Source organism: Pseudomonas sp. CFBP13528, from assembly GCF_005233615.1.
GTDB lineage: Bacteria > Pseudomonadota > Gammaproteobacteria > Pseudomonadales > Pseudomonadaceae > Aquipseudomonas > Aquipseudomonas fluorescens_AM.
The window spans coordinates 88149-111724 of sequence record NZ_QGAJ01000012.1 but is presented as its reverse complement, the minus strand read 5'-3'; the positions used below and the strand labels follow the sequence as shown (position 1 = coordinate 111724).

At 61.0% G+C, this 23576-nt stretch carries 21 protein-coding genes and 1 pseudogene; 5 read left to right on the top strand and 17 right to left on the bottom strand.

Annotated elements, in window-relative coordinates:
• Positions 1-235: 235 nt before the first annotated feature.
• A complete protein-coding gene (locus PspCFBP13528_RS20255; RefSeq protein ID WP_057722127.1) occupies positions 236-514 on the top strand; it encodes a hypothetical protein in 279 nt (92 codons plus the stop codon).
• 11 nt (positions 515-525) lie between these two features.
• Positions 526-855 carry a DUF6388 family protein gene (locus tag PspCFBP13528_RS20250; RefSeq protein ID WP_101220514.1) on the top strand — a complete coding sequence of 110 codons (330 nt, stop codon included), beginning with the start codon at positions 526-528 and terminating at the stop codon, positions 853-855.
• Here PspCFBP13528_RS20250 and PspCFBP13528_RS20245 read toward each other — a convergent pair.
• The 16 genes and pseudogenes from PspCFBP13528_RS20245 to tssA all read right to left on the bottom strand — a co-directional run bounded on the left by PspCFBP13528_RS20245 (position 825) and on the right by tssA (position 20642).
• On the bottom strand, positions 825-1703 hold the full coding sequence (locus PspCFBP13528_RS20245) for a serine/threonine-protein kinase (RefSeq protein ID WP_137201369.1): 879 nt from the start codon (positions 1701-1703) through the stop codon (positions 825-827). The two genes, PspCFBP13528_RS20250 and PspCFBP13528_RS20245, sit on opposite strands and share 31 nt — an antisense overlap.
• Positions 1700-2422 (bottom strand): PP2C family serine/threonine-protein phosphatase, encoded by a 723-nt coding sequence (locus PspCFBP13528_RS20240; protein ID WP_191950205.1) that lies wholly within the window; start codon positions 2420-2422, stop codon positions 1700-1702. Before PspCFBP13528_RS20240 ends, PspCFBP13528_RS20245 begins: the two co-directional genes overlap by 4 nt.
• 5 nt (positions 2423-2427) lie before the next feature.
• Positions 2428-5784, bottom strand: a complete 3357-nt coding sequence (gene tssM / locus PspCFBP13528_RS20235) for a type VI secretion system membrane subunit TssM (protein ID WP_137201368.1) — start codon at positions 5782-5784, stop codon at positions 2428-2430.
• Between the two features lie 19 nt (positions 5785-5803).
• Positions 5804-6664, bottom strand: a complete 861-nt coding sequence (gene icmH / locus PspCFBP13528_RS20230; protein WP_137201367.1) for a type IVB secretion system protein IcmH/DotU — start codon at positions 6662-6664, stop codon at positions 5804-5806.
• Positions 6665-6669: 5 nt separating this feature from the next.
• Positions 6670-7998 (bottom strand): type VI secretion system baseplate subunit TssK, encoded by a 1329-nt coding sequence (gene tssK, locus PspCFBP13528_RS20225; RefSeq protein ID WP_065952478.1) that lies wholly within the window; start codon positions 7996-7998, stop codon positions 6670-6672.
• 1 nt (position 7999) lies between these two features.
• Positions 8000-8485, bottom strand: a complete 486-nt coding sequence (tssJ, locus tag PspCFBP13528_RS20220) for a type VI secretion system lipoprotein TssJ (RefSeq protein WP_137201365.1) — start codon at positions 8483-8485, stop codon at positions 8000-8002.
• A gap of 5 nt (positions 8486-8490) precedes the next feature.
• Entirely contained in the window at positions 8491-9681 is a 1191-nt protein-coding gene (gene tagH, locus PspCFBP13528_RS20215; protein ID WP_137201363.1) for a type VI secretion system-associated FHA domain protein TagH, read from the bottom strand.
• 20 nt (positions 9682-9701) lie between these two features.
• Positions 9702-9833, bottom strand: coding sequence for a type VI secretion protein (locus tag PspCFBP13528_RS20210; RefSeq protein ID WP_065893074.1), 132 nt, complete (start codon positions 9831-9833; stop codon positions 9702-9704).
• Between the two features lie 81 nt (positions 9834-9914).
• Positions 9915-11447, bottom strand: coding sequence for a sigma 54-interacting transcriptional regulator (locus PspCFBP13528_RS20205; RefSeq protein ID WP_137201361.1), 1533 nt, complete (start codon positions 11445-11447; stop codon positions 9915-9917).
• The gene (locus PspCFBP13528_RS20200) at positions 11444-13882 is read right to left on the bottom strand and encodes an AAA family ATPase (protein ID WP_137201360.1); all 2439 of its coding nucleotides are present in this window, start codon (positions 13880-13882) and stop codon (positions 11444-11446) included. Before PspCFBP13528_RS20200 ends, PspCFBP13528_RS20205 begins: the two co-directional genes overlap by 4 nt.
• Before the next feature lie 12 nt (positions 13883-13894).
• Positions 13895-14901, bottom strand: a pseudogene (tssG, locus tag PspCFBP13528_RS20195) (type VI secretion system baseplate subunit TssG).
• Positions 14865-16652, bottom strand: coding sequence for a type VI secretion system baseplate subunit TssF (gene tssF, locus PspCFBP13528_RS20190; RefSeq protein ID WP_137201358.1), 1788 nt, complete (start codon positions 16650-16652; stop codon positions 14865-14867). Before tssF ends, tssG begins: the two are co-directional and overlap by 37 nt.
• Positions 16642-17043 carry a type VI secretion system baseplate subunit TssE gene (tssE, locus tag PspCFBP13528_RS20185; RefSeq protein WP_137201356.1) on the bottom strand — a complete coding sequence of 134 codons (402 nt, stop codon included), beginning with the start codon at positions 17041-17043 and terminating at the stop codon, positions 16642-16644. The genes tssF and tssE overlap by 11 nt, the downstream gene beginning before the upstream one ends.
• Positions 17044-17057: 14 nt before the next feature.
• Positions 17058-18539 (bottom strand): type VI secretion system contractile sheath large subunit, encoded by a 1482-nt coding sequence (gene tssC / locus PspCFBP13528_RS20180; protein ID WP_137201354.1) that lies wholly within the window; start codon positions 18537-18539, stop codon positions 17058-17060.
• Between the two features lie 15 nt (positions 18540-18554).
• Positions 18555-19064, bottom strand: coding sequence for a type VI secretion system contractile sheath small subunit (gene tssB / locus PspCFBP13528_RS20175; RefSeq protein ID WP_065952469.1), 510 nt, complete (start codon positions 19062-19064; stop codon positions 18555-18557).
• Positions 19065-19088: 24 nt separating this feature from the next.
• Positions 19089-20642, bottom strand: coding sequence for a type VI secretion system protein TssA (gene tssA, locus PspCFBP13528_RS20170; protein ID WP_137201352.1), 1554 nt, complete (start codon positions 20640-20642; stop codon positions 19089-19091).
• Between the two features lie 475 nt (positions 20643-21117).
• Between tssA and PspCFBP13528_RS20165 the strand changes: the two genes are divergently transcribed.
• Positions 21118-21633, top strand: a complete 516-nt coding sequence (locus tag PspCFBP13528_RS20165) for an Hcp family type VI secretion system effector (RefSeq protein WP_065952467.1) — start codon at positions 21118-21120, stop codon at positions 21631-21633.
• 49 nt (positions 21634-21682) lie between these two features.
• On the opposite strand, the gene PspCFBP13528_RS20160 is transcribed toward PspCFBP13528_RS20165, so the two are convergent.
• A complete protein-coding gene (locus tag PspCFBP13528_RS20160) occupies positions 21683-22504 on the bottom strand; it encodes an aldo/keto reductase (protein ID WP_137201351.1) in 822 nt (273 codons plus the stop codon).
• 106 nt (positions 22505-22610) lie between these two features.
• Here PspCFBP13528_RS20160 and PspCFBP13528_RS20155 point away from each other — a divergent pair, with 106 nt between their 5' ends.
• Both PspCFBP13528_RS20155 and PspCFBP13528_RS20150 read left to right on the top strand, forming a co-directional pair.
• The gene (locus PspCFBP13528_RS20155) at positions 22611-23105 is read left to right on the top strand and encodes a DUF1543 domain-containing protein (RefSeq protein ID WP_137201350.1); all 495 of its coding nucleotides are present in this window, start codon (positions 22611-22613) and stop codon (positions 23103-23105) included.
• 114 nt (positions 23106-23219) lie between these two features.
• Positions 23220-23501, top strand: coding sequence for a peptidylprolyl isomerase (locus PspCFBP13528_RS20150; RefSeq protein ID WP_065952464.1), 282 nt, complete (start codon positions 23220-23222; stop codon positions 23499-23501).
• The last annotated feature ends 75 nt before the right edge of the window (positions 23502-23576 follow it).

Below are 23576 nucleotides of genomic sequence, written 5' to 3'. Positions count from 1 at the left end.
GGAGCGAAAGCTTTTTGCCATCGCCACTGGCGCTTTCGGCGAAAAACTCGGAGACATCGGAAAATACCCACATAAAAAATCGAACTTTCTGATGTATTCCGCTCCCTAATCCTGCCTGAGTCGGTATCATCCCCGCCTTTCCGAGTGTTGAAGGATGTAAAACCTGGATAACACCGGGTGTCTACTCAGGGAATATGGCCTGGATGAAAGCAGGCACAAAGGAGAGAGCTTTACCATGCACGATAAGCAGTCCAGCACCATGCGTCCCCTGTTCGTCACCATCCTGTTGTGGTTGTGCAGTGTGGTGCTGTTATTTGTGATCAAGAATGTCATCGAACTGTTTACCGGGCCCGTCGCGGAAACCTGGATAGACCTGGCGTTGGTGCTCGTCGCCTACCTGATGTTCTTTTTATTGGCACCGGTGCAACGCTGGATCCAGCGCAGGTCGCGTAAGCGCGCTCGGCGTCACGTCGGTGGGCACGCGCCCGACGTCGACACCCATCCCTCTCACTGAGGGGCCTGGCGTTGTCAGCACCTGGCGATAACTACCAACGCGCATTGGACCGATTCCTGCGCGAACACCCGGATGTGGCCACCGAGCTGGACAGCCTCAACCCCCTGGCGGCCCAGGCCAGGGGGGAAAGCGTGGCGCAGTATCGTACCGAGCGTCTATACGAAGCATTCGAAGCGCAGGCCGAGCGCGAAGGCCTGTTCGCCTGGGAGCTGACCCTCAAGCTGACGACAGAGTCCAGCGAAGCCTTCGAAACCCAGCGCCTTGAGGTGCACAAGGAAGTCGCACAGATGGCCGGCATGAATTGGGCCGACTACTGCCAACTGCATGACTTGAGCGGCTGACGCTGCGGCCAGCCGTACCAGCGAGACCGCTTGCAACCGATGGCCTCGCGCAATTCGGCCACCGTCAGGGTCCGCCGTTGCGGGTCCGCCGCCAACGCCGTACGGAGGGCCGGCCAGCAGCGCCGGGGCAACTGCCAGGGCCGTGGCAGTCTGTGGCCCGCAGGGTGATCGTCACGGCGACGCCCTTGGGCCAGCTCATACAGAACACACGCCACGCCATACAGGTCGGCCGCGGGCGTCAACGTGCCACCGGCGAGTAATTCAGGCGCAGCATAGGCGCGAGTCCAGGCATTCAAGCGGCTGCGACTCACACTCGGCAAATCCGCCGTGGTCAGCGCAATGGACTGCCCCAGGCCGAAATCGAACAAGCGCACGCCCTCTTCTCCCACCATGACATTGGCCGGTTTGATATCGCCATGCAGCACGTTATGTTGATGGGCGTAAGCCAGCGCATCCAGCAGCTGCAGGGCAATCGGTTGCAGCTCGGCCCAGGGCAGTCCGTCGGGACATTCCAGCAGCAACCGGTCAAGCGTCATGCCATGCAGCAGTTCCATGGTGAAAAAAGCGATCTGGCTGCAGGTATCCACCTCGAACGAATACACCCTCACCACATGTTCATGTCGCAGACGACGAGACAACGCAAACTCGCTGTGCAGCAACACATGGGCATCCGGGCACGCCGATAAAGATTCGTCCAACAGCTTGAGCGCCACACCAGAACAAGGTTCACCGAACTGCTCCTGCAACAGGTCGCGTGCGCGGTACACCACGCCCATTCCGCCCCGGCCCAATACCTGCTCAAGGTGGTAGCGCCCGACGAGCAACACCGGAGTCGATCCTGTCTTCATGACTGCACCACCACTGCGGTCAGGTCGTCGCGCGCCGGGGTGTGCAGCGCGCTGGCAAACAATCTGTCCACCACCTGTCGCGGCCCGCCCGCACTCAACGCCAGACCCAGGTCGGCATGGCTGAGTGCCTGGTAGAGACCGTCGCTGCACAGTAAAAATACATCGCCAGGGCGGGTACTGAGTTCCAGCACCTCGAGCCGCAAGGTAGAGTGCCCGCCAACCGCACGGGTCAAGGCTCTGGCATCAGGGTGAGCGCCAGCTTGCGTTGCACTCAACTGACGCTCGTCCATAAGACGCTGCAACAGCGAATGATCCCGGGAGAGCTGGTACAGGTTCTGCTCGCGCCACAGATAACAGCGGCTGTCCCCCGCCCACACACACGCCGCACGCCCGTGCTCCAGCAATAGCGTCACCACCGTGCTGCCTATCACGCCACTGCCGGGTGCCCCTGGCGCCTGCCGCGCATTCGCCAGCCGCTGGTTGACACCCTGCAAGCTCTGCCGGACCGCATTGACCCGCTGATCGAGACTGCCCCGTGCGGGCAACGAAGCCAGGCTGCTGATCACCCACTGGCTGGCGACATCGCCATGCCGGTGCCCGCCCATGCCGTCCGCCACGGCCCAACAGCCCAGTTGCGGGCAATCGAGCAAGGCATCCTCATTACGCGGCCGTGACTGCCCGCGCTGTGTACGCCCGGCACTGCGCCATGTGGGGCGCAGCGAGTTCACAGTTGCTCCGGCAGGCGAAAGGTGCGCCATGTGTCCATTTCAAATGGGCTGGGTGTTCGCTGGCTCGCCAGCAGGTAATGGGCGCGCAGCCCGGCCAGGTCGGCCTTGACCATTTGCGCGTTGCCACCACTGGCAGGCTCTCGGTGCAGCAGGTCGAAAAACCGGAACAACGACCAGGCGCCGGTGTTCTTCTCGATACCCAGCGGGCGCAGTTCGGCGCCTCTGTCCAGCACGAGGCTGGCACGACCGTTGTCCGCTTCGATGGGCCAGCGGAACGCCATGGGGATGATCGGGCCGTGCCGGTATTCCAGCTGCTGTTCACCCAATCGCAAAGTCGCCCGGTTGACCGACTGATCCAGGCTGTAGGGCGCCAGGGTAAAACGCACGGCCAGCTCGCCCTGCTCTTCGGTGAAAAAGCCACGTCGGATAACCTGGGCTTTCGTCAATTGATCCAGCAGCGAGCGCGAGATGGGTAAACCCTGCCCGTCCATTCCGCGTAACCGGTAGCGCGTGCCATCCGCGCTGACAAAAGAGCGCAGGTAAGCCTCGTAAAAACGCGCCAGAACACCTTGGGGTTTGAAAAACTCACGAAAATCCTCAAGGGCCACATCACTCGAGGCGTGGGCAGCGAACGGATACCGTTGGCGAATCGTCCTGGCGTAAAGCCCCTGCACCTCGCTCTGATAGTGCTGATTGACGTGGGCATAGGCCTGGTCCAGCACATGGCGCCAGGTTTCTTCAGCAATCCCTTCGAACCAGCCGGCCAGCGGAAGCGGCAGACGGGTGGCCGTTTCACGCAGGTCGCCCAGCACGTCCTGCTGGCCGTCCATGCGCCGCTTTGCCCGTAAAAAAGCCGCCTGCTCAGGCGAACCCTCACGGTTCAGCGCCGCCAATTGCAGGTGCAATTGGTCGAGCAGGCCCAACCCCCGGGTCAGCTCGGCGCCGGGGTTCTGCTGCTCGTCCAGCAATTGATGCAGCGGTTCAAAACGCCGCTGCAAGGCCCGGCGAGCCGAGTCGCCCAGGCTCGCCTGCCCCTGCGCCAACGCGGCCTTGGCGATAGTGCCCAACGCACCTGACGGCTGGGCCACCGTGGCCGGCAGCTCAAGGCCAGGCAGCAAGCGGGTGTTCTCGCGAAGCTGCTGCAATAACAGCAGTAGCGGCGATTGCGCCGAGGTCAGCCCCGCGAGCCGTTCGGCATCCTCGCGAAGACTGTCGGTTGGCAACAGCCTGACACGCCCCAAGGCGTCGCTCCAGGCCTGGGCGTATTCGCTGAAGTAGCGCTGTTGCAGTTGGGTCATCAAGCGCTGCAAATCCTGGCCGCTCAAGTCAGTGCCTTCCCCCAGTACCCAGTTATCCTGGGCGATGGCGTTCACCAGCCTGGGGCCCTGGGTCTCGAAGTACTGCACGTACCTTCTGGTGTAGAAACCGGGAACAGATGGCTCGATGGCGGCAAATACCTTGCCCTCGGCCAGGCGCAACGGCTCCAGGTCGCGCGATTGTTCGCGCAGCACCCGATACACCACATCGGCCAATGACTCTCCCCGCAGCGCGGCACGCGCCTGAGCCACCAGGTCGTCATTGAGGGGGGCTGAAAACGGCTGTTGGAGCAGTCGCGCCCAATGCTCATTCAGGCGCGTCTGTACCGGCATATCACCGGCAAACCGCAGCGACCAGTAACTCGCCACATGCTGCGCCAGCCACGCGGCATCACGCCGTTCACGCAGATTGAGCATCAGGTACGCACGCAAGTTGTCGAGCAGGCGTTCTCTATCGCCGAGGCTGGCGCGTACCTGCTCTTCGAGCAGGGCAGCGGTTCGGCCCAGCAGTCGCTGCTCTAACGCTTGCTCATAGGCGCGCGACACCCGTGGACGGCTGACCTCGCCCTGATACAGGCCGGCACGCTCAATCAGCGGAGTGTCGGCTGCAGGCGCAAACACCTGGGTTGCCGCCCAGCGCGCGTCCAGCAGCGCCAGGGTCGTCAAGGTTTCATCGCTACCCGGTGCAACGGGCGCACTGAGTGCAGCGATGTGAGCCAAACGGTGTTGGTTGATCGCGTAACTGTGCATCCACAGCCCTGCGGCACACGCCAGAACCAGCGCAGCGGCGATTCCCAGCCCCCCGTTGCGCCGCCAGATGCGCTGTCGCTCGCGGCTCTGCAATGCGGCGAGATCCGCCTCGGCAAAGATCACCCGGCTGAACAGCCCCTGCACGAAATGGCTGCGCCTGTCACTGGCACAGGTCAGGTAGAACCCGCGTAAACCGTTGCTGCGCTGGTAGCGATGGGCACAGAACACCCCCTCAATGAACAGGCACAAACGCTCGCCCATTCGCGCCGCCTGCTGGGGAAGCTCAAGCATCTGCCTGCGACGCTCGACATCGCGTTCCTGGTGTAATCGCTCGATCAATTCACTGTGCAGACGTTGCAGTAACTGCTCGAACGCCTGGCGAACCTGGGTAATGTCATTGCCCGCCTTGTCAGCCTCCAGCGGCTGGCCCAGCACCGCATCGACATCGTCCGCCGAAGGTGAGTCGAAGTACTCGATGAACCCAGAGAGTCGATCAGCCTGGGTCAACACCAGGTAGACGGGTACCTCCACATGCAGCATCTGCTGGACTTCCTGCAGGCGCGAACGCACATGGCGGGCCGATTGCTCCAGGTCGTGCTCGTTACCGCTCAGAAGCCTGTCTGCCGAGAGTGTCACCACCACGCCGTTGAGCGGACGCACTCGGTGCCGCCACCTCAGCCTGTTCAACAGTGTGGTCCAGCCGGCGACGTCCACCGAACGGTCGGGTTGAACCAGATAGCGCCCTGGCGTGTCGATGAGCACAGCTTCGTCGGCAAAGTACCATTCACACTGTGTGCTGCTGCCCGTCGACCCCGTGTCCATCTGATCGCGCGGTGACTGCAACCCGGCTGCTTCCAACAGCTGGGTCTTGCCACTGCGCGATTCTCCGATCAGCAGGTACCAGGGCAAATCATGGCGCCAACGCGCATTGCGCTCTCCATAGCGAGGGGACGTGTTCAACCGGTGCAACGCTTGCTTGAAACGGCCATGGACGTACTTGCGCTCGTCCTCCACCGCCGCCAGCGAAGGTTGGCTCGTTGGCGAATCCGGCCGTTCGCGTCCGGCAGCACGGCGCCCATCCGCCAGGACCATCGCCAATCCCCACAGCAGAAACAAAACGCTGATGGTGACCAGGCGGGCAGTCGCGCCCTGCCAGAACCGGTGGTCGTCCACGGCCAGCAGCGGTCCGACACACCACACCAGCACAGCGCAGGAAAGCACCAGTATCAGGCTCCAAACCCATACTCTGCCCAGCACGGCGCCCACGCCCTTGAAGAATGCGTTCATTCATTGCTCCCTGCGTTTTTTACAAGGGCGTCCGGGTAGGCTCCGACGCCGAAAGTTGAAGATTCTGCAGTGCGCTGGTCCTGTCTCGCTCCAACACCCAGGAGAACCCTGCGTACATCGTGAGCAAACAGCACAGCGTGAAGGCAACAAACCAGCGCGCAGGGATGACGTATAGGCGCTTGCCGCGCGCACGCCCCTGCCCGGGCGGCAAAACCGGCGCCGACGACGGATTGCCGCGCACCTGCCGGATCTGTCGATAAAGGCCATCGCGAACGGCCTCGAGGTGCAGCATCCCCCGCTCCATCACTCGAAACTTCCCTTCGAACCCCAGGGACAGGCACAGGTACACCAGCTCAAGCATCGCCACGTGTTTTACCGGATCACGCGCCAGGCGTTCGAGCAACTGGAAGACCTTCTCGCCGCCAAACGTCTCGTGGTGAAAGCGGCTCAACAGGCTCATCTTCGACCAGTCGCTTCGAGCGCCCCACGCCGTGGTGACGACTGCTTCGTCGATCAGGCTGCACAACACGTAGCGCGCAGACATGACCTGAGTGTTCTCAACGCCTCCCTGCAAGGCACGGGTTTCGAATTGAGTCACCGCTGATGACAACCGATCGTTGATCGTGACGAGGTTTTCACGACCGGAGCAGCCCTTGAGCCGGACCACTTGCGACAATACGTCCCAAGCCGCGACCACCAGCGGGTTGAGCATTGTCGCGAAGCTGTGTGCGTCCAACGCCTGGCTCGCGTAGATCATCCGATCCTGCAACTGTTCGTAGCGTGGCGGCGAGGGGAACTGCGTAAGCGCTCCTTGTGCGGGCCCATGGCCGTCGCGATCGAGCAGAACGGTTTTTTCATCCTGCGAATATTCACTGTCCATAGCGTTCAATTCCTGATGGCCCAGAAGGTCAACTCAAGCCCGGAGAATTCGCCCCCCACGTGGAACGCGAACCCACCCGACTGCTGCAACTGCGCGATGTCGCGGGCACTCATGTCCAGCATGAAATAAGTCTTGCCGGCGTGAAACGGGATCTGGCGCGGCGCTACGGGCAGTGGCTTGACCTTGATACCCGCCAGGTGCAGGTTGACCAGCTCGCGTATGCGCTCAACGGGGCCGATTTTCAGGTGCGCTGGCAGGCGTTGGCGTAATTGCTCCGAATCAGACTGCGCCGTGGCCGCCAGGATGAACGTCGCAGTGCCCAGCAATTTCAAGTCGCTTACCGGGCAAACCAATACGCCGTACTGTCGCTGTTGCAACGTCAACTCGATAGAGTGTTGTTCCAGCACGACCGACAGCACGCCCCGCACCGCTTCCATCAGCCCGCGGAAGCTTGCCCCCTGGTCGGCGTGCCGGTAATGCACGTCCAGCTCAGCGCGCCTGCTATCGCTGGCGAACGTTGATAACTCGCCGAGCAGCGCCAACAGTGCACCGAACACCGCTTCAGGGCGCACCCGGGCCTGGCTCAAGCAGTGGCGCAGTGCAAGCTCGGTACGATTGATGACCTGCAGCATCAGAAAATCACCCACCTGCGTGCCGGCGGCGGTGCTCTCCCCCCTGATCCGCGCGGCGATGGCATCCCCCCGCGATGCAAGCAAGCCGATCACCTCCTTGAGACAAGAGGCTACATACCCGCGGTCATGCATAAAAATGAACGTAGGGACGAACTCCGCGTCCAGGCGCACGCCCCCCGCGTCGGTAGACTCCAGTACCTGTGCGACCTTGAGTGTGACGTAACCCTGCTCCCTCTGCGGCTCACCCAACAGGAGGCGCAGATCAGGTCGCGCGCAGTGAATCCGACAACGAGAGCCGGTCCCGGCATTCGAGTCGCCTACCTCCACTTCACAGCTGAGGTAGCGCGCCAGGACATCGCCCTGCTCCGGTTGCCGGGCTTCAATCTGATTGTCGGTCGCCAGTAACAGCGCAAGGTAAACGGCCTGTTCCCCGGCATTGGCGGGCACCTGTAATACCAGGGGTTCCATGGCGGTACCGTGGTCGAACAGGGTGCCGTCCGGCAACACACCGCTGGCTTGAGTGACCACCAGCTTGCCCAGGTTGAGGTACTGCACATCGAATTCCAGTGTGAGGAAGCCCCAGGCATCAGGGCCCAGCAAGCGCGTCTGGTTGAGCTGTTGCTGGTAATGCCGGTCGTTGTGCTGCAAGTGCTGTGGCCGCAACAGCATGCCTTCCTGCCATATGACTTTATGTACGTGCATATCACTGCACCTCCTTGTCGGAACGCGGGTCGGCAAGCCGGATTCCGTCCTGGTCCAGCACCAGCTCGGCACGGTTCAAGCGCCGGGCGGTGAGCGGAACGAGCAGCCGCCATTGAACGTGTGGCAAGTCTCGATAGGCCGCCAGGACGCCCACAAAATGACTCTTTGGTTCGACCCTCAACTTGAGTGCCAGTCGATCGCCCGGGCGCAGTTCAACTTCCTCACTGCTCACCCAGTCCTTTGGCAAACTCTGCTCGGCGTTGTCATACAGGCTGAAGAAGTCGGCGTTCTCAAAGGCAACGCCATGGCGCAGTTCAATCAACTGCAGCACGATCGGCGAGGGTCGACCCTGAAGATCCGGGTTGACGTGCTCGTTGGCGGTCAGTACCAGATCCAGTTTGGTCAACGTCGAGAACGGCGATAGGGCGCTGCAGCCAGCCAACAGTCCGAGCATGAGCAACAGCGATATGAGGGTGGCTCGATGCATGAATATCATCCTGGATAATCGTTGTGCAGGGTTGAGATCAGGCGCACCTGTTCCTCATAGGCCCTGACGAAGTCGTTGCCCAGCGGTCGCTCGTCGGACTGCTCATCCGCCGCCAGGCGCCGGTAGTGACGCAGGTATGCCCGCCAGCGCGCGCCATCGGAAAACCATCGGGGGGCTGCTTCCTGAAATTCGGCACACGCCAGTAAATGGCCTGGGGCGAAAGCGGCTCGAGCGTTACGCAGCGTACTGCGGCAGGCGCTCAGCAACGCGACCTGATGCACCTGAAGCGCCCGGTGCGCCTGGGCGATCGCCTGTTCGCCAGACAGCGGGGCCACCTGCGCCATGTCCAATATCGCGGTTAAGGCCGCGTCGGTATCGACACAGTTGTGCAAGGGGTTGTGGGCGGTGCGCAACGCGTCGACAGGCAGCGTTGCCAGTTCGCCTTGCAATTGTTCACAGGTGCGCAGGCTGCTTTGCAGTCGTTCTACCTCCAGCCGAAACAAGCGCGCCACCTTGATCGCCAGCGCCTCTCGGGCAGCACTGTCAAGCCTGTCCAGGTCGAGCCCCAGCGCCGCAGCGAACGCGATCCAGAAGGCCTCGTCGGACGAGGCTGCCATCGCGACAGATTCAGCCACGGGCATCTCCATGAGGGGATCAACCCTGCGCGGCATCGCCACATGCTCGCGGTCGGCGGCATACCGATCAGCCCATGCCCCGAGTTCGCCGACGCCTGCACTCAACGCCGCCAGCTCATCCGAGACGCTATGCCGCTGGTGCTCAAGGTCCAGCGCCTGCAACGGGTCCAGCGCCAGGAAAGCGTCATCGGGAATCGGTATACCCGTGCTGATCGGCAGCTCATCAAAGGGTTGAGCGGGTTCAATCAACCGCGCGCGTATCGACAACGTCCCCAGCTCGAATACATCGCCCTCCTCGATCAGTCGCGCCTGCCCCTTGCGCAGTCGCTCACCACTGCCTGGCATGCCGATACCGTTGCTGCTGATATCGGTGAGAAAGTAACGTCCTTCCCGGCAACCCACCAGGGCATGGTGGCTGGAGAGCAAGCGGCTGGGATCGTGGATTACCCAGTCACAGCCGGAGCCACGGCCAATCACGCCGCCGACGCCGTCAAACACCTTGCGCACCGTGGACGCAGGACTGACGCCTGCGGCCTCACATACTTCAAACACGAGTTGCATGGTCAGGCTCCCTCCTCTGCTCAGCGGCCACGGATCACTGCCTGAGGCTCACCCAAAGGCCGGTATTGGGCGTCATCGAATACATAGTTGGCGTTACAACCGCCAAGCAGACACAGCACAAGCACGACGAGGTGCCGGGGACGATCAAGCATCAGGTTTCTCCTCGGTGAAAAGGCATGCCGACGCCTATCGATGGCGGCGGCGATGATCTCGGCAATCTTCAGATACACCGTTCAACGCTCCCCACGGGCATCGCCGCAGGCAATGTTCAAGCGCGCGAGCCGGTACAGCAGCGTGCGCCGTGCAACACCCAGTTCACGGGCGGTACGGGTTCGGTTGCCACGATTCTTGTGCAGGCAATCGAGCAGGAACACCCGCTCTACCCGTTCCATACGCTGGCGCAGCGTTACATCATCAACGGCGGTAGCGGCCGGTGCCTGGGGCAGCGACAGGTGCACCGGCAGAATCACGTCGTCGTCACACAACAGCACCGCTCGCTCCACCAGGCATTTGAGTTCACGCACGTTGCCGGGAAAGGGATGACTCGACAGTTGATCAAGGGCGATATTCGACCATTGCACAGGTGTCCTCCCCAGGCTTGCGCACGCCTTGACGGCGAAATGGCGTGCCAGTTGCAGCACATCTCCGTCCCGCTCACGCAAGGCGGGCAACTGGATGGGGAACTGGGCAAGCCGGTAATAAAGGTCTTCGCGAAAGCGGCCTTCGGCGACCATGGCTGCCAGGTCGCGGTGAGTGGCCGCGATGATACGCACATCAACTTTGTGCGCTGCACTGGCGCCCAATGGACGAACCTCGCCTTCCTGCAATACCCGCAATAGCTTCGCTTGCAGGGACAGCGGCATGTCGCCGATTTCATCCAGCAGTAGAGTGCCGCCATGCGCGGCGTCGAACAGCCCGGCATAGTTGCGCTCGGCACCGGTGAACGCGCCTTTTCGGTAGCCGAACAGCTCACTTTCCAACAAGCCTTCCGGGAACGCCGCGCAGTTCTGCACCACAAACGTCTTGGCCGCACGCGGCCCTGCCAGGTGGATGGCCCGAGCCACCACTTCTTTGCCGGTGCCGGTTTCTCCCCGCAGCAGGACGGTATAAGGGGTATGCAGCACCTTGCCGATCAATTGGCAGGTCTGGGCCATCGCTGTGCTGCTGCCAATCAGGCCATAAGTACCGGCCAGCGACTGTTCGTGTCCTTGCGGTGCAACAGCCGGCACCCACCGCAGGCTGCGCAACAGAGCCAATTGGTGCAAGGCGAAGCTGCCGAACTGGCCCAGCGAGCACGCGTATCCTCGTAACGGCGCCGGGCGTTGAGCGGCGCATAGGAGCACGCCCGTGACTGCATTGAGGCGGTTGAACAGCGGCACACTCAACATGGCGCGCCAAGGTGACGCGAGCACCGGCAAAAAAGCCATGTCGTAGGGACTGTTTTGCCCAGCTTCCACATCGACGGCAACGCCCTGGTTCACGGTGTCGCGCAGCAAAGGCACCTGCAGCAGATCGATAGCTGCAGCCGCAACCTCCAACGAGGGTGTCGTGCTCAGGTGCTGGGCGATCAGATCAAGCCGACCAGTTCCTTCATCGAGCCGGTACAACTGGCTCAGTTCACAGTGGCTCATGTGTGCCGCAGCCGAAACGCACACGCCGGGCAATGAAGCGACGTCGGTGTCCAGGCCTATTCGCGTGAAACAGTCGAGCATGGCGCGGGCATGGGCAAGCGGGTCAGGCAGTTGCTCAAGGCTTTTTCCGGTCATTGGCTGAACTCACAGACGGGCTGGCCGTTGCCATCCAATCGGGCATGCACCGAGACAACCGGTGCGTCCGCGGCCATGGCGTCGAGCAGACCATCCACCATCTGCGGTAATAAATGCCGCTCGATCCACTGGTCGATGAACCGCGCACCGCTGTCGCCGTCAGCGCAACGCTCGGCCATGTGCGCAACCAATCCGGGCGTCCAGGTGAACGCCAGTTGACGTTGGTGCAGCCGCTGACCAAGGCTCGCCAGTTTGAGTGCGGCGACCTCGTGCAGCACCTTTTCCCCAATCGGGTAATACGGTACGACACGCATGCGGGCGAGCAATGCGGGCTTGAAGTGGGCACGCAGTACTGGATAGATCGCGTCTTGCAGCACCTGGGGATCAGGTCGTTGACCGTCTGCGCAAAGCGCGTCGATACAGTCGCTTGCCAAGTTGGAAGTCATCAGCAGCACGGTGTTACGAAAGTCGATTTCCCGCCCTTCGCCATCATTGGCACGGCCTTTGTCGAACACCTGGTAAAACAGGTTCAATACCTGCGGGTCCGCTTTCTCCACCTCGTCGAGCAGCACCACCGAATAGGGACGTTGGCGTACGGCTTCCGTTAATACCCCGCCTTCGCCATAACCGACATAACCCGGCGGCGCGCCGATCAATCGGGAAAGCGCGTGCTTCTCCTGATATTCCGACATATTGATCGTGGTAACGAACTGCTCACCGCCGTACAAGAGATCGGCCAGCGCCAGTGCCGTTTCGGTCTTGCCGACACCGCTTGGCCCCACCAGTAGAAACACCCCGACAGGCGCATCGACCTTGTCAAGCCCAGCGGCGACCGCGCGCATGGCGCGATCCAGGGCCTGCACCGCGTGTTCCTGCCCAAGCACGCGCGCGCGCAGAGCCTCGGCAAACCCCAGGACTTTTTCGTTTGGTTCCAGGGCCAACTGCTCGGTGGGAATACCGGTCCACGCGCTGATGACTTGCGCTACGCCACGCGGGCATACCTCAGGTTTAGCCGACGGCTGCTCACCCCGCTCAAGCCAGCGCCGCTCAAGTGTCAGGCGCTCGTGCTCAAGGGTTTCCAGGCGCAGCGTCAACGCCTGCAAGGCCTGTGCGTCCACCGGCAAACCGAGCTCGGCGTCTCGACCCAGCGCCCGCGCCTGCCGCTGACCCTCGATCAGTTCGGTGCGTAGCGCCTGCAATGCCTGCGGCGGCATGGCCTGACGCGTGCGAACACTGGCACAGGCGGTATCCAGCACGTCCACTGCCTTGTCCGGCAGTTGTCGGCCTGCAAGATAGCGTGCACTCATGCGAGCGGCCGCCACCACCGCATCATCACGCACGTACACGCCATGACTCGCTTCATAGGCAGGCACCAGTCCCCGCAGAATCGACACCGCCTGCTCGACACCGGGTTCCGCGACCAGTACCGGCTGGAACCGCCGCGCCAGGGCCGGGTCCTTTTCGATGTACTGCTTGTATTCCGACCAGGTAGTGGCGGCAATCGTACGCAGCGCGCCGCGAGCCAGCGCCGGCTTGAGCAGGTTGGCCGCGTCCAGGCCTCCCGGCTGGCCGCCAGCGCCAACCAGGGTATGGGCTTCGTCGATAAACAGGATCACCGGCTCCGGCGATGCGTTCACTTCATCGATTACCCCTTTGAGACGCCGCTCGAACTCGCCTTTGAGGCCGGCCCCCGCTTGCAGCAGGCCCATATCGAGGGTCAGCACGCGAACCGCTTTAAGGGCCTCGGGCACTTGCAACGCGACGATCTGCAACGCAAGTCCTTCGACGATCGCGGTTTTCCCTACCCCGGCCTCCCCCACAAGAATCGGGTTGTTCTTGCGCCGGCGCAGCAGAATATCGATCAACTGGCGTATTTCACGCTCACGACACAGCACGGGGTCTATCCGGCCCTCACGGGCCTGCCGGGTGAGGTCCTGGGTAAAGCGTTGCAACAGCGACTCGTTGGCAATCGGCTGGTTCTCGCTGGGCTGGCTCTTCAGGAAATCCCGCAGCCTGCCCGTGTCAAGGCGGCTGAGCACGGCGTAATACCCGCTGCCCGCGTGTTCCAGCGGGTGCTGTAAAAGTGCCAGCAACAGGGCGCCGTGATCGACGAAACGTTGGCCCAACTCCACGTGCGCAATGATCAACGCTTGTTGTAACCACAGCACCAGGGCCTGGGCGAACACCGGATTGCGTGTAGCGCTCTGCTCACTCCTGGGCTGCAAGGCTGACTGCAGTTCGCCCACGGGAATGCCGGCATCGGACAATGCCTTGACCATCAGCCCGGCGGGATGCTCGAGCAGGGCCAGGAGCAGATCCTCCACTAACACTTCATGGCCGCCTCTTGTCATGCAGCGCTCGGCAGAACGCGTGAGGTCACGGCGGGTCTGGTCCGTCAGCGTGCGGATCAGTTGTTGCAGGTCCACATTAATCATGCTCATCAATCCTTAATGAAAATGCCCGTCGAGTGTGATCGCACCCTCGGCTCGCTCATGGTCCAGCCACGTGGTCCAACCCAGGCGGCACACATTGTTTGCGCCGATGTGCAGCGCCCGGATTTCGCCGGCCGCCAGCACCAGGCGCAGGTCAAATTGCAGCGCATCCGGCGCGGTTAAACGCACCAGCGAACACGCCGGGGCATACGCCGTTCCCGTGGGGAGAAAATCGTGAAAACGCTGCCAACCCAACGCCGTGATATGCACCCTGAACTTGCCGCTGCGGTCAGCGATCCGGCGCCCCAACACCAGGTCCTGGCCAAGCTCACAGTTGGCGCGGCCCAAGTCATTGCACTGCGACTGCGCAACGTCCACCGTGCGTGCGACCCATTGCTCGATGAACACCGAGGCATGTTTGAAGTAATACCGCAGGACGGTCTCGATCAACGTCGCCGAGTGCGTTCGCAGGCTCAGCAGCCCGAGGTAAGGCAACAGGCGCTTGCAATCGAGACGCGAGGCCCCTCGTATCGCGTGACTGCCGAGGCCGATCAGCGCAAACATCTGCTGTGAAAACCCATCACGGGCGCCCTGTTGGAAACAGGCCGGGTAACGGTATTTCCGCCAGATCGGTAACATCAGGCGGTGCAGTCGGTGGTGGAACACATCGAGGAAATCGCGCGTGGGATTGCCACCCGCTCGTTCCGCCAATGCCTGCTCAGCATAAAACGCGGGCAATGGTGAACCGGCGCCGAACAACCCCAGCACATTGATGCGCAGGCGCGCACGCAAGGTCCCGTGGTCAATGAAAAACGCCACGCGATCGATATCGTGTCCTGCAACCCCAGGCCTGGATTGGCCTGGAATTCCAGCAGGTCGTACAGCGCATCCTCATCCAGCCGTGGATGGGCTTCGCGTAAGCGTGCGACCACCTGCACCACCGCCTGGAACAGCGTGTATTCGCGGATGACACGGCAAAGCCGAGTCAAAGCAGGGGTTGCTGCCCCATCTGGAACGGCCATAGATACACGTCTCCTTGTGTGCTGATCACTCGCAACTCGTGATAGGAATTGAGGCTGGCGTACAGCGCAAAGAACTGATTGAGGACCGAAGCAAACACAAACAGATCGCCTTGGCCGGCAAACCCCAGGGGGTCCACCGTCAGGTCCACGCGCAATCCGCGAATCGGTAGGCCACGGTGCAAGCGGTCAACCGCTTCATGCTGGATGGAGCGCAGCGCGCCCAACTTTTTCCGGCTGATGTTCAGCGCCTGTCGATCGTGATAGCGCGGCAGATCGTAGGTTTCGAGAATCACCCTCAGCGCGTTGATATCGGTCAACGACAGATAGTTGAGCGACATGTTGCTGATCAGCTTCCAGAGGTAATCCTGGTCCAGCGGCGGCGCAAAACTCGCGGTTGGCGCGGTGATATTGCAAAACGTCAACGACTCGGGGGTGTGCTCGCCGGGCTGGTTGATGTCACCGGCCCGTAACTGTCGCGGCAGGCCTGCGTTGGTGCACGTCAGCTCGATCGACAGGGTTTCCGGGCCCTGCTCGCGACGACCGTCAAACCCTATCCAGGTAGCCAGCCCGTCATGCTGTACCGAAGGCCGTTGACGGATGCTGAAGCTGGGAGACGCCCCCGCAGTCTGCAGGTCGCCGTCATGCTCGAAGGACTCAAAGGGCACATACGTCTGATACCCCACGCCACCGGGCCGCCATCCTGTAACACGGTCAACCGAAAACACACCGGCATTTCCAGGGGAGTATTCCCCGGGCAACAGGAGGTATTCGTCCTGTTTTCCGTCCAGCCGAATGGGTATCGCATCGTGATTGAACAGGTTGACGATAGGCGTGCAGTACAGCTTCACGTTGTCCAGGGTGGGGCGTGCAAGCGCACGGCCCTGGCCGCACAGCTCGAAGCTCAACAGCATGCCGTGTGCCTGTTTGAGGATTTCCTGGGGAAACCGATGGAGGGCAGCCAACCCTTCGATATCGACAAACAGGTACTTCTCGGGAAACGTGAAATATTCCTGCAGGTGGCGATAACCACAAAAGGTGTTTTGCGGGTAGGGAATCAGTGCGTGTTCCTGTGCAAAACCCACCGGCCGGATCTGGCTGGCGCTGAGCCGCAGCGTGGCCGGCTGATCGTCGACCCCGTTGACCGGCGAACCGCTCTGGTCCAATAGCTGCACCTGAATGCTGTCCAGATGGCGCAACAGGCCAAGGTACAGGCCTTGGCTGATATAGCGGTCTCCGGCCAGGTGCAGGCGCAACGAATCGAATGCCAACGCACTGAAATTACCCTCTGCGCTCATGGTCAGGCGCAGGTCCAACCAGTCCACTGCACCCTGGCAGGTGTAATCCAGGCTACGCAGTTGCAACGGCATGACATCGGTGGCATAGCAGGTTTTGAAACGGCAACGTTCGCCCTTGATGGGCAGGCTTTCCACGGCGGTATCCCGTGCCACTCGAACACTGGGGCCGGCGCACTTCAACGGGTCAAATTGCAGGATGCTCAAAGCAGGCATCGGCCGCATGTAGTTGGGCCATAACAGATGCATCAACGAATGCGTCAGCTCAGGCAGCTCGTCATCCAGCTTCTGACGCAGGCGCGCGGTCAGAAACGCAAAGCCCTCCAGCAAGCGCTCCACATCCGGGTCCTGACCGGCCTCGGCGAGAAACGGTGCCAGGGCCGGGTTGCGCTCGGAAAAGCGCCGCCCGAGTTGCCGCAGGGCACTGAGTTCGCTTTGAAAATAACGGTTAAAGGCCATCGGCGCAGACCTCCACTTGCCCTGCATCCGCCAGGCGCGCATGGAACACAACAGATTGGGTGCCACCGTCAATAAGCAGTCCGGCATCAATGGCAAAGGCCAATACCAACGTTTCGTGCACGCGGGGTAGCACCCTGACGCGTACATTCACCAGCCGTGGTTCGTAGGCCTGGATGAAGCGCTCGATCAGCAGCCGCGACTGGGTCAGGGATTCGTGCAGGCTGAGCCGCATATCATTGAGATCAGGCAAGCCGTAATCCGGCAGCGTCTGGACGCTGCCTGCACGGGTGCTGAGCATTTTCGTCAAATGCGCGGCGACGGACGTCACGCGGCACACGCTGGCGGACGCGTCGGGCTCAAGGCGCTCGAAGAGGCTTCTGTAGTGGCGCATTCCCTGGCCTCGACTCATTCTTTATCGAGCTTGCCGACAAGGGACAAGGTGAAGTCTGCCCCCATGTACTTGAAATGCGGCCGTACGCTCAAACTGACGCGGTACCAGCCCGGGTCACCCTCGACATCGCTGACGACAATGCGCGCTGCACGCAGTGGACGCCGCCCGCGCACTTCTGCACTGGGATTCTCCTGATCCGCTACGTATTGGCGAATCCACTTGTTGAGTTCCAACTCCAGGTCGGTCCGTTCCTTCCACGAGCCCAATTGTTCACGTTGCAGAACCTTGAGGTAGTGGGCCAGGCGATTGACCACCATCATGTAAGGCAACTGGGTACCCAGCCGGTAGTTCAGTTCGGCTGCCTTGCCCTCTTCGCTGATGCCGAACGTCTTGGGTTTCTGCACAGAGCTGGCGGAAAAGAAGGCTGCATTGTCACTGCCCTTGCGCATGGTCAGGGCGATGAACCCTTCTTGCGCCAACTCATATTCGCGCCGGTCTGAAACCAGTACCTCGGTAGGAATCTTGGTTTCAATCTCACCCATGCTCTGGAAGTGATGCAACGGCAGGTCCTCGACCGCTCCCCCACTCTGGGGCCCGATGATGTTGGGGCACCAGCGAAAGCGCGCGAAGCTGTCGGTCAGGCGCGTAGCGAAGGCGTACGCCGTATTGCCCCACAGGTAGTGTTCGTGGCTGTTGACCACAGTTTCCCGGTAGGCAAAGGTTTTGACCGGGCATTCAAGGGGGTCGTACGGCGTGCGCAGCAAAAAGCGCGGTACCGTGAGGCCGATGTAGCGAGCATCTTCGCTCTGGCGAAAGCTCTGCCACTTGCCAAACTGAGGGCCTTCGAAATGATCCCTGAGGTCCTTGAGGTCAGGTAGGCCGGTAAAGCTTTCCAGACCGAAGAAACCTGGCCCTGCGGCCGCGATGAACGGGGCGTGAGCCATACCGGCAACACCCGCCACGTATTGCATGAGTTTTACATCAGGCGCGCTGGGCGAGAGGAAGTAGTTGGCGATGATCGCCCCTACCGGCTGCCCGCCAAACTGACCGTATTCGGCACTGTAGATGTGCTTGTAGAGCCCCGACTGGGTAACTTCCGGGGAATCTTCGAAATCGTCCAACAGGTCCTGCCGCGAGACATTCAGCAGTTCTATCTTGATGTTCTCACGGAAGTTGGTGCGCTCGACCAGCAGTTGCAGCCCTCGCCAGGCCGACTCCAGTGCCTGGAACTCCGGGTGGTGCAGAATCTCATCCATTTGCCGGCTGAGTTTGGCATCAATCTCGGCGATCATCCGATCGACCAGACGTTTCTTGACCGGTTCTTCGCGGTTGTGGGGCTTGACCAGTTCTTCGATAAACGCCGACACACCGCGCTTGGCAATGCTGTACGCCTCGTCATCGGCACTCAGCAACGTCTGGGCAATGATGTTGTCGAGAATGCTGCACGCGTCGGCGGCGTTTGGCAGGGGCTGCGGGTCATGCTGGGTAGTCGTCATGGTGTCAGTGTCCTTTTACTGAATAGGTTCGGCATCAGCGTTGCTCAGCCCCAGCTCGGCCAGTACCCGAACACGGGAGTCGTCATCGGCCAGTGCCTGCTCAATGGCTTTGCGAAAGCTCGGGGTGTTGCCCAGCGGCCCCTTGAGCGCCACCAATGCCTCTCGCAGCACCATCAGCTTTTGCAGCTGCGGTATCTGCTCGACCAGGTTGGCGGGGTTGAAATCCTTCATCGAGTTGATCCGGACCTGGATCGCCAGGTCTTCGACGTCAGCGTCTTCCTGGAGGCGATTGGGCACGCTCAATGTCAAGTTCAGGGCCTGTTTGGCCAACACCTCGTCGAAGCTGTTCCTGTCGATTCCGATAGGCTTGCGGTCCTCAAGCTTGCGCGGGTCCTCGCGTTGTGAAAAATCCCCCAGCGCCAGCAGTTTCAACGGCAGCTCGACTTCCTCCTGCGCACCACCAACCGCGGGTTTGAAGGTGATATTGATACGTTCCTTGGGTGCTACCGAACCGTCTTTGGCCATGGTGTTTCTCCTTATGATGATTTTTTATTCGAGTACCGCTTCCAGATCGAAATGGCACAACCGGCGGTGCGTGGCGTCCTTGCTTTCGCGCACGGCGTGGCTTTGTGGCAACAGGTCATAGCAGCGGTACAGCAGCCGACCGACGTGCAAGGCCAGTTCCGGCTCCCAGCGGTCCAGGCCCGCGCGCTGTAATTCGAGGTCCAGCTGTTCCAGTTGAATCCTGCCCAAGTCAGGCTTGCCCGCCCGCACGCATAACCTGGCCAGCGCCAGCCGCCAATGAAAGCGCGCGCGTTCACTGCACGCGCTCTTCAAACCTTGCGTGAGCACGCTCACTGCAGTCTTGAGCCCCTCCTTGCGCACGCTTGGCATGGCCGCCTGCAAGGCGGCTTCCCAGGGTTCGCTGCCGACATCGGCGACAGCATTGAAAGACTCGGGTTTGTGCAGGTGGCGAATCACATGGAGCGTGATCCACTCACAGGTCGCCGGGGCCGCAAACGGGGTACCGTCGTCAAAGCGCAATTCAGGCAGGTTCGGCAAACGTTGCAATAACAGCGCGAAACTCATTTCCAGCTCAGTCATCGCCTGGCTCGCATGCAAGGCTTCAAGGCATTCCCAGACCATGCGCAGGCCATCGAACCAGAACAATGCGCCCGCCAGGCTGGCCTCGAGTTCAAGCAACAGCTCGGCGTGATGGCCGTGACTGAGACGATCCTGGTAACGGTTAAGCTTGTCGGGAGCCAGCGGGCGCAACGCCGTCACCCCCTCACTGTTGGCATCGGGATAGTTGACGAGGCTCAGCCAGGCCAAGGTGCGTCCCAGACGCAAGGCGCGCAGGTCGGTGGCATTCTGGCGCAACCACCAGGTACATAACGTGCGGGCCTGTTCCTGTAAGGCGCGCAGCGCTTTGTGGGCATCCTTCTCGTTGTTGATGGGCGATTCAGGCTTGAGCAGTTGCGTGCCCGCCTGCTTGACCTGGGCAATGACGCCCGCGATGCCCGCCGGCTCCACACCGCCTTGGGTGGCACGCGCCAGACGCTCCGACAGTTGTCGTCGGCTCGGCAACAACAACGGCGCGTCGCTACCCAGGTGCTCGTTCAACAGTTCGTCAAGGCGTACGAGGTGTTCATGCAGTGCCCGGAACAAGGGCAACTGGTCGACGAGAGACAGGTTATGCGAGAAGAGCGAGTCGAGGCGCGTCACCAGCCAGCCCAACGCGGCAACGCGGGTACATGGCTTGGCGGGATACACCGGTGCCCAGTGATGCTCACAGAGATAAACCAGCAAACCAAGACCGGCCAGCAACCCAGGAAATGAATCACGCTGGTGCAGCGCCCAGGTCAGCCATACAGCGGCGCGAAGATCCTTGGATTGCTCACGCAGCATGCGCTCACTGATGTCGCAGACCTGTTGCCAATTCGGCAGGCTCCCACCATGTATCGATTGTGTTTTGGCGACCTCGGTTTCCATGGTTTCAAACTCACTCGAAAACCGCACGTCGTTGCCAGCGAAATTCCCTGACGAACAGGGGGTTCGTGCAAGTTCCTGATAATAAGCATAAAGCTTTTCTGAATGAACCATTTTTGGCCGCACACAACTAAGAAGGCTGAATAGGCAAACCAGATACCATGAAACACGTATCTGAGTGCCGCTAACCCCGCGTTCAACACGCTACGAAGTGAACAAACCTTAGCCACCTTAAAAACAACCAGCAAGCTGCAGAGCAGGACTTAAGGAATTTCCTACAACCCTCTAAAATCGTGGCCTGCGCAAGGATTTGCGCACTTAATCAACTGAAAAATCCTTCAATTATCCGCACCTGCGCTTAATCGCTCACTCACCACCACGAGCAATTAACTGCGCACTTATGCGCAACTTCAATTACTGAATAACCGCCAAAAACCCACAACGCATTGAGCTATTAAATTTTTCCAACCAGATCACCCTGACTTCATTGACCCACGCACTTTCCGGCACGCTTTTTGTTATAGGCATTTAACCGCCCGGCAACTTTGCTGTTCGGGGGTACCTACTCAATCAGACAAGGAAACCCGTCATGCCAACACCCGCGTACCTCTCCATCACCGGTGTCAAACAAGGTTTGATCACCGCAGGTACATTTACCCAGGACTCGGTAGGAAACATTTATCAGGAAGGCCATGAAGATCAGATCCTGGTGCAGGCGTTTGCACATCAGGTGATCATTCCCCGGGATCCGCAATCGGGACAGCCTACCGGCCAGCGTGCACACAAACCGCTGATGATCAGCAAGGTCTTCGACAAGTCCTCGCCCCTGCTATTCAGTGCACTGACTTCGGGAGAAGAAGTGTCGTGCCGGCTGGAATGGTTTCGTACCTCTTCGGCAGGCACCCAGGAGCACTACTTCACCGTCGAACTGGAAGGCGCGACGATTGTGGACATCCAGTCGCGCATGCCCAATTGCCAGGACCCGGACAACGCCCATTTCACCCACCTGGAGGACGTGTACTTCAGCTATCGCAAGATCGTCTGGACCCATGAAGTAGCCGGCACGTCCGGCTCTGATGACTGGCGCAATCCTGTGGCCAGCTGACCGCGGCGCAGGCGGGAACGGTCCAGGGAAGGCACCGTTCCTGCTGGGACTACACCATGGCCAGCGGGTGCTTGCGCTTGGGCGCGCCGAACACGCGATCAATGGCGTCCAGGTCATGCTCGTCCAATACCAGCTTCGCAGCGGCAGCGTTTTGCCGTATGTGTTCGGGCATCACTGCCTTGGGGATGGCAATGACGCCCTCCTGACGCAAGACCCAGGCGAGGGCGACTTGCGCAGCGGTCGCCTCATGGCGATGGGCGATCTGCTTGAGCGTCGGGCTCGCCAACAGTGCACCGCCCTGGGCGACAGGACAGTAAGCCATCAGGGGCAAATGGTGCTGTTGCCACCACGGCAGCAGGTCGAATTCAATACCACGCTCTTCAATGTTGTAGAGCACCTGATTGGTTGCGCACACAGGGGATGCCAGTTCCTGCAGGTCTGCTACATCAAAATTGGAAACCCCCCAACGGCCGATCTTGCCTGCTTCGCGCAAACGCTCGAACGCTTCGACGGCTTCTTCAAGAGGGTACTGGCCGCGCCAGTGCAGCAGGTACAGATCGATGTAGTCGGTGCCCAGGCGCTGAAGGCTCGCTTCGCACGCGCGGGGCACACCCGTGCGGCTGGCATTGTGCGGGTACACCTTGCTCACCAGGAATACCTGGTCGCGCCTGCCCTGGATGGCCTCGCCGACCACCTTTTCCGCACCGCCTTCGCCATACATTTCAGCGGTGTCGATCAGGGTCAGGCCCTCGTCGATACCCAGTTGCAATGCGCCCACTTCGGCGCGGCGCCGGTTCGGGTCTTCGCCCATGCGCCAGGTTCCCTGGCCGATGACAGGGACGGGAACGCCGGCCAGATCGATAGTACGCATGACAACCTCCTGATGAGTTCGCGAATTAACAGTGTGGCATTGACCGGACAAAAGGGTTCAATCGCAGTATGGTTGGCCTTTGATCAATCGCCAGGAATCACCCGCAATGCTGTTTGTTGTCATGCTCGGAGGCAAGCACCCCAGGGCCCGGATCGAAGTACACGATGTGGCGTTTGCCGTCGCGGATACGCTGCAAGCCACCTACCCGCAATTGCGCGACGCCTGGTTTGGCAGCCCCAAGGGCGTGCACATCGATTCGTGGATGGCGGTCGATGGTGTCGACGGCTGGAAGGTCCGATTCAGCCAATTGGCGCCGCACGGCGAGGCGCCTCACTTGTATTTCATCAACCTGGGCGGCTATGAGGCCAACAGCTTTGGCGAGGCCCATCACTACCTGTTGCTGGTCGCGCGCGACAAACGCGAAGCGATGAGCAAGGGCAAGCAGCACCTGTTGCGCCACTGGTCCCAGGCCCACACCGACGCGGTCATGGATATCGACGATTGTCTGCCCATCGACCTGGTGGACGGTCGCTATATCCATCTGGTCAAGGGCCCGCACGCCCCCATCGTCCAGCAGAACGACTACATCGTTTTGGCCTGAAACCCGCGCGCCAGGCCATTCCTCAGCCGGTCAGGCACGCCGGTGGAACTTTGCCGGGAAATAACCGCCTGAATCCGGTAGGCTCACCGTTTTTCACTTAAGGAGTTATTTTCCATGGCCAAAGCCACCGCCCGCCACATCCTCGTTTCCACTGAAGAAAAGTGCAACGAACTCAAGACCCAGATCGAAGGCGGCGCTGATTTCGCCGAAGTCGCCAAAGCCAACTCCAGCTGCCCGTCCAGCCGTCAAGGCGGTGACCTGGGTTCGTTCGGCCCAGGCCAGATGGTCAAGGAATTCGACAGCGTCGTCTTCAGCGCCCCGGTCAACACCGTACAAGGCCCGGTAAAAACCCAGTTCGGTTATCACCTGCTGGAAGTCACCAGCCGCCAGGACTGATCGGTCCGTGCTGATGCTGTAAACAACGGCCCGCCATTTGGTGGGCCGTTGTGCATGTGATGACTGACGACGCTT

Coding starts and splice junctions, on each gene's coding strand:
- PspCFBP13528_RS20255 (WP_057722127.1), top strand. CDS start 236: ATGCACGATAAGCAGTCCAGCACCATGCGTCCCCTGTTCGTCACCATC.
- PspCFBP13528_RS20245 (WP_137201369.1), bottom strand. CDS start 1,703: ATGAAGACAGGATCGACTCCGGTGTTGCTCGTCGGGCGCTACCACCTT.
- tssM (WP_137201368.1), bottom strand. CDS start 5,784: ATGAACGCATTCTTCAAGGGCGTGGGCGCCGTGCTGGGCAGAGTATGG.
- icmH (WP_137201367.1), bottom strand. CDS start 6,664: ATGGACAGTGAATATTCGCAGGATGAAAAAACCGTTCTGCTCGATCGC.
- tssK (WP_065952478.1), bottom strand. CDS start 7,998: ATGCACGTACATAAAGTCATATGGCAGGAAGGCATGCTGTTGCGGCCA.
- tssJ (WP_137201365.1), bottom strand. CDS start 8,485: ATGCATCGAGCCACCCTCATATCGCTGTTGCTCATGCTCGGACTGTTG.
- tagH (WP_137201363.1), bottom strand. CDS start 9,681: ATGCAACTCGTGTTTGAAGTATGTGAGGCCGCAGGCGTCAGTCCTGCG.
- PspCFBP13528_RS20210 (WP_065893074.1), bottom strand. CDS start 9,833: ATGCTTGATCGTCCCCGGCACCTCGTCGTGCTTGTGCTGTGTCTGCTT.
- PspCFBP13528_RS20205 (WP_137201361.1), bottom strand. CDS start 11,447: ATGACCGGAAAAAGCCTTGAGCAACTGCCTGACCCGCTTGCCCATGCC.
- PspCFBP13528_RS20200 (WP_137201360.1), bottom strand. CDS start 13,882: ATGATTAATGTGGACCTGCAACAACTGATCCGCACGCTGACGGACCAG.
- tssF (WP_137201358.1), bottom strand. CDS start 16,652: ATGGCCTTTAACCGTTATTTTCAAAGCGAACTCAGTGCCCTGCGGCAA.
- tssE (WP_137201356.1), bottom strand. CDS start 17,043: ATGCGCCACTACAGAAGCCTCTTCGAGCGCCTTGAGCCCGACGCGTCC.
- tssC (WP_137201354.1), bottom strand. CDS start 18,539: ATGACGACTACCCAGCATGACCCGCAGCCCCTGCCAAACGCCGCCGAC.
- tssB (WP_065952469.1), bottom strand. CDS start 19,064: ATGGCCAAAGACGGTTCGGTAGCACCCAAGGAACGTATCAATATCACC.
- tssA (WP_137201352.1), bottom strand. CDS start 20,642: ATGGTTCATTCAGAAAAGCTTTATGCTTATTATCAGGAACTTGCACGA.
- PspCFBP13528_RS20165 (WP_065952467.1), top strand. CDS start 21,118: ATGCCAACACCCGCGTACCTCTCCATCACCGGTGTCAAACAAGGTTTG.
- PspCFBP13528_RS20160 (WP_137201351.1), bottom strand. CDS start 22,504: ATGCGTACTATCGATCTGGCCGGCGTTCCCGTCCCTGTCATCGGCCAG.
- PspCFBP13528_RS20155 (WP_137201350.1), top strand. CDS start 22,611: ATGCTGTTTGTTGTCATGCTCGGAGGCAAGCACCCCAGGGCCCGGATC.
- PspCFBP13528_RS20150 (WP_065952464.1), top strand. CDS start 23,220: ATGGCCAAAGCCACCGCCCGCCACATCCTCGTTTCCACTGAAGAAAAG.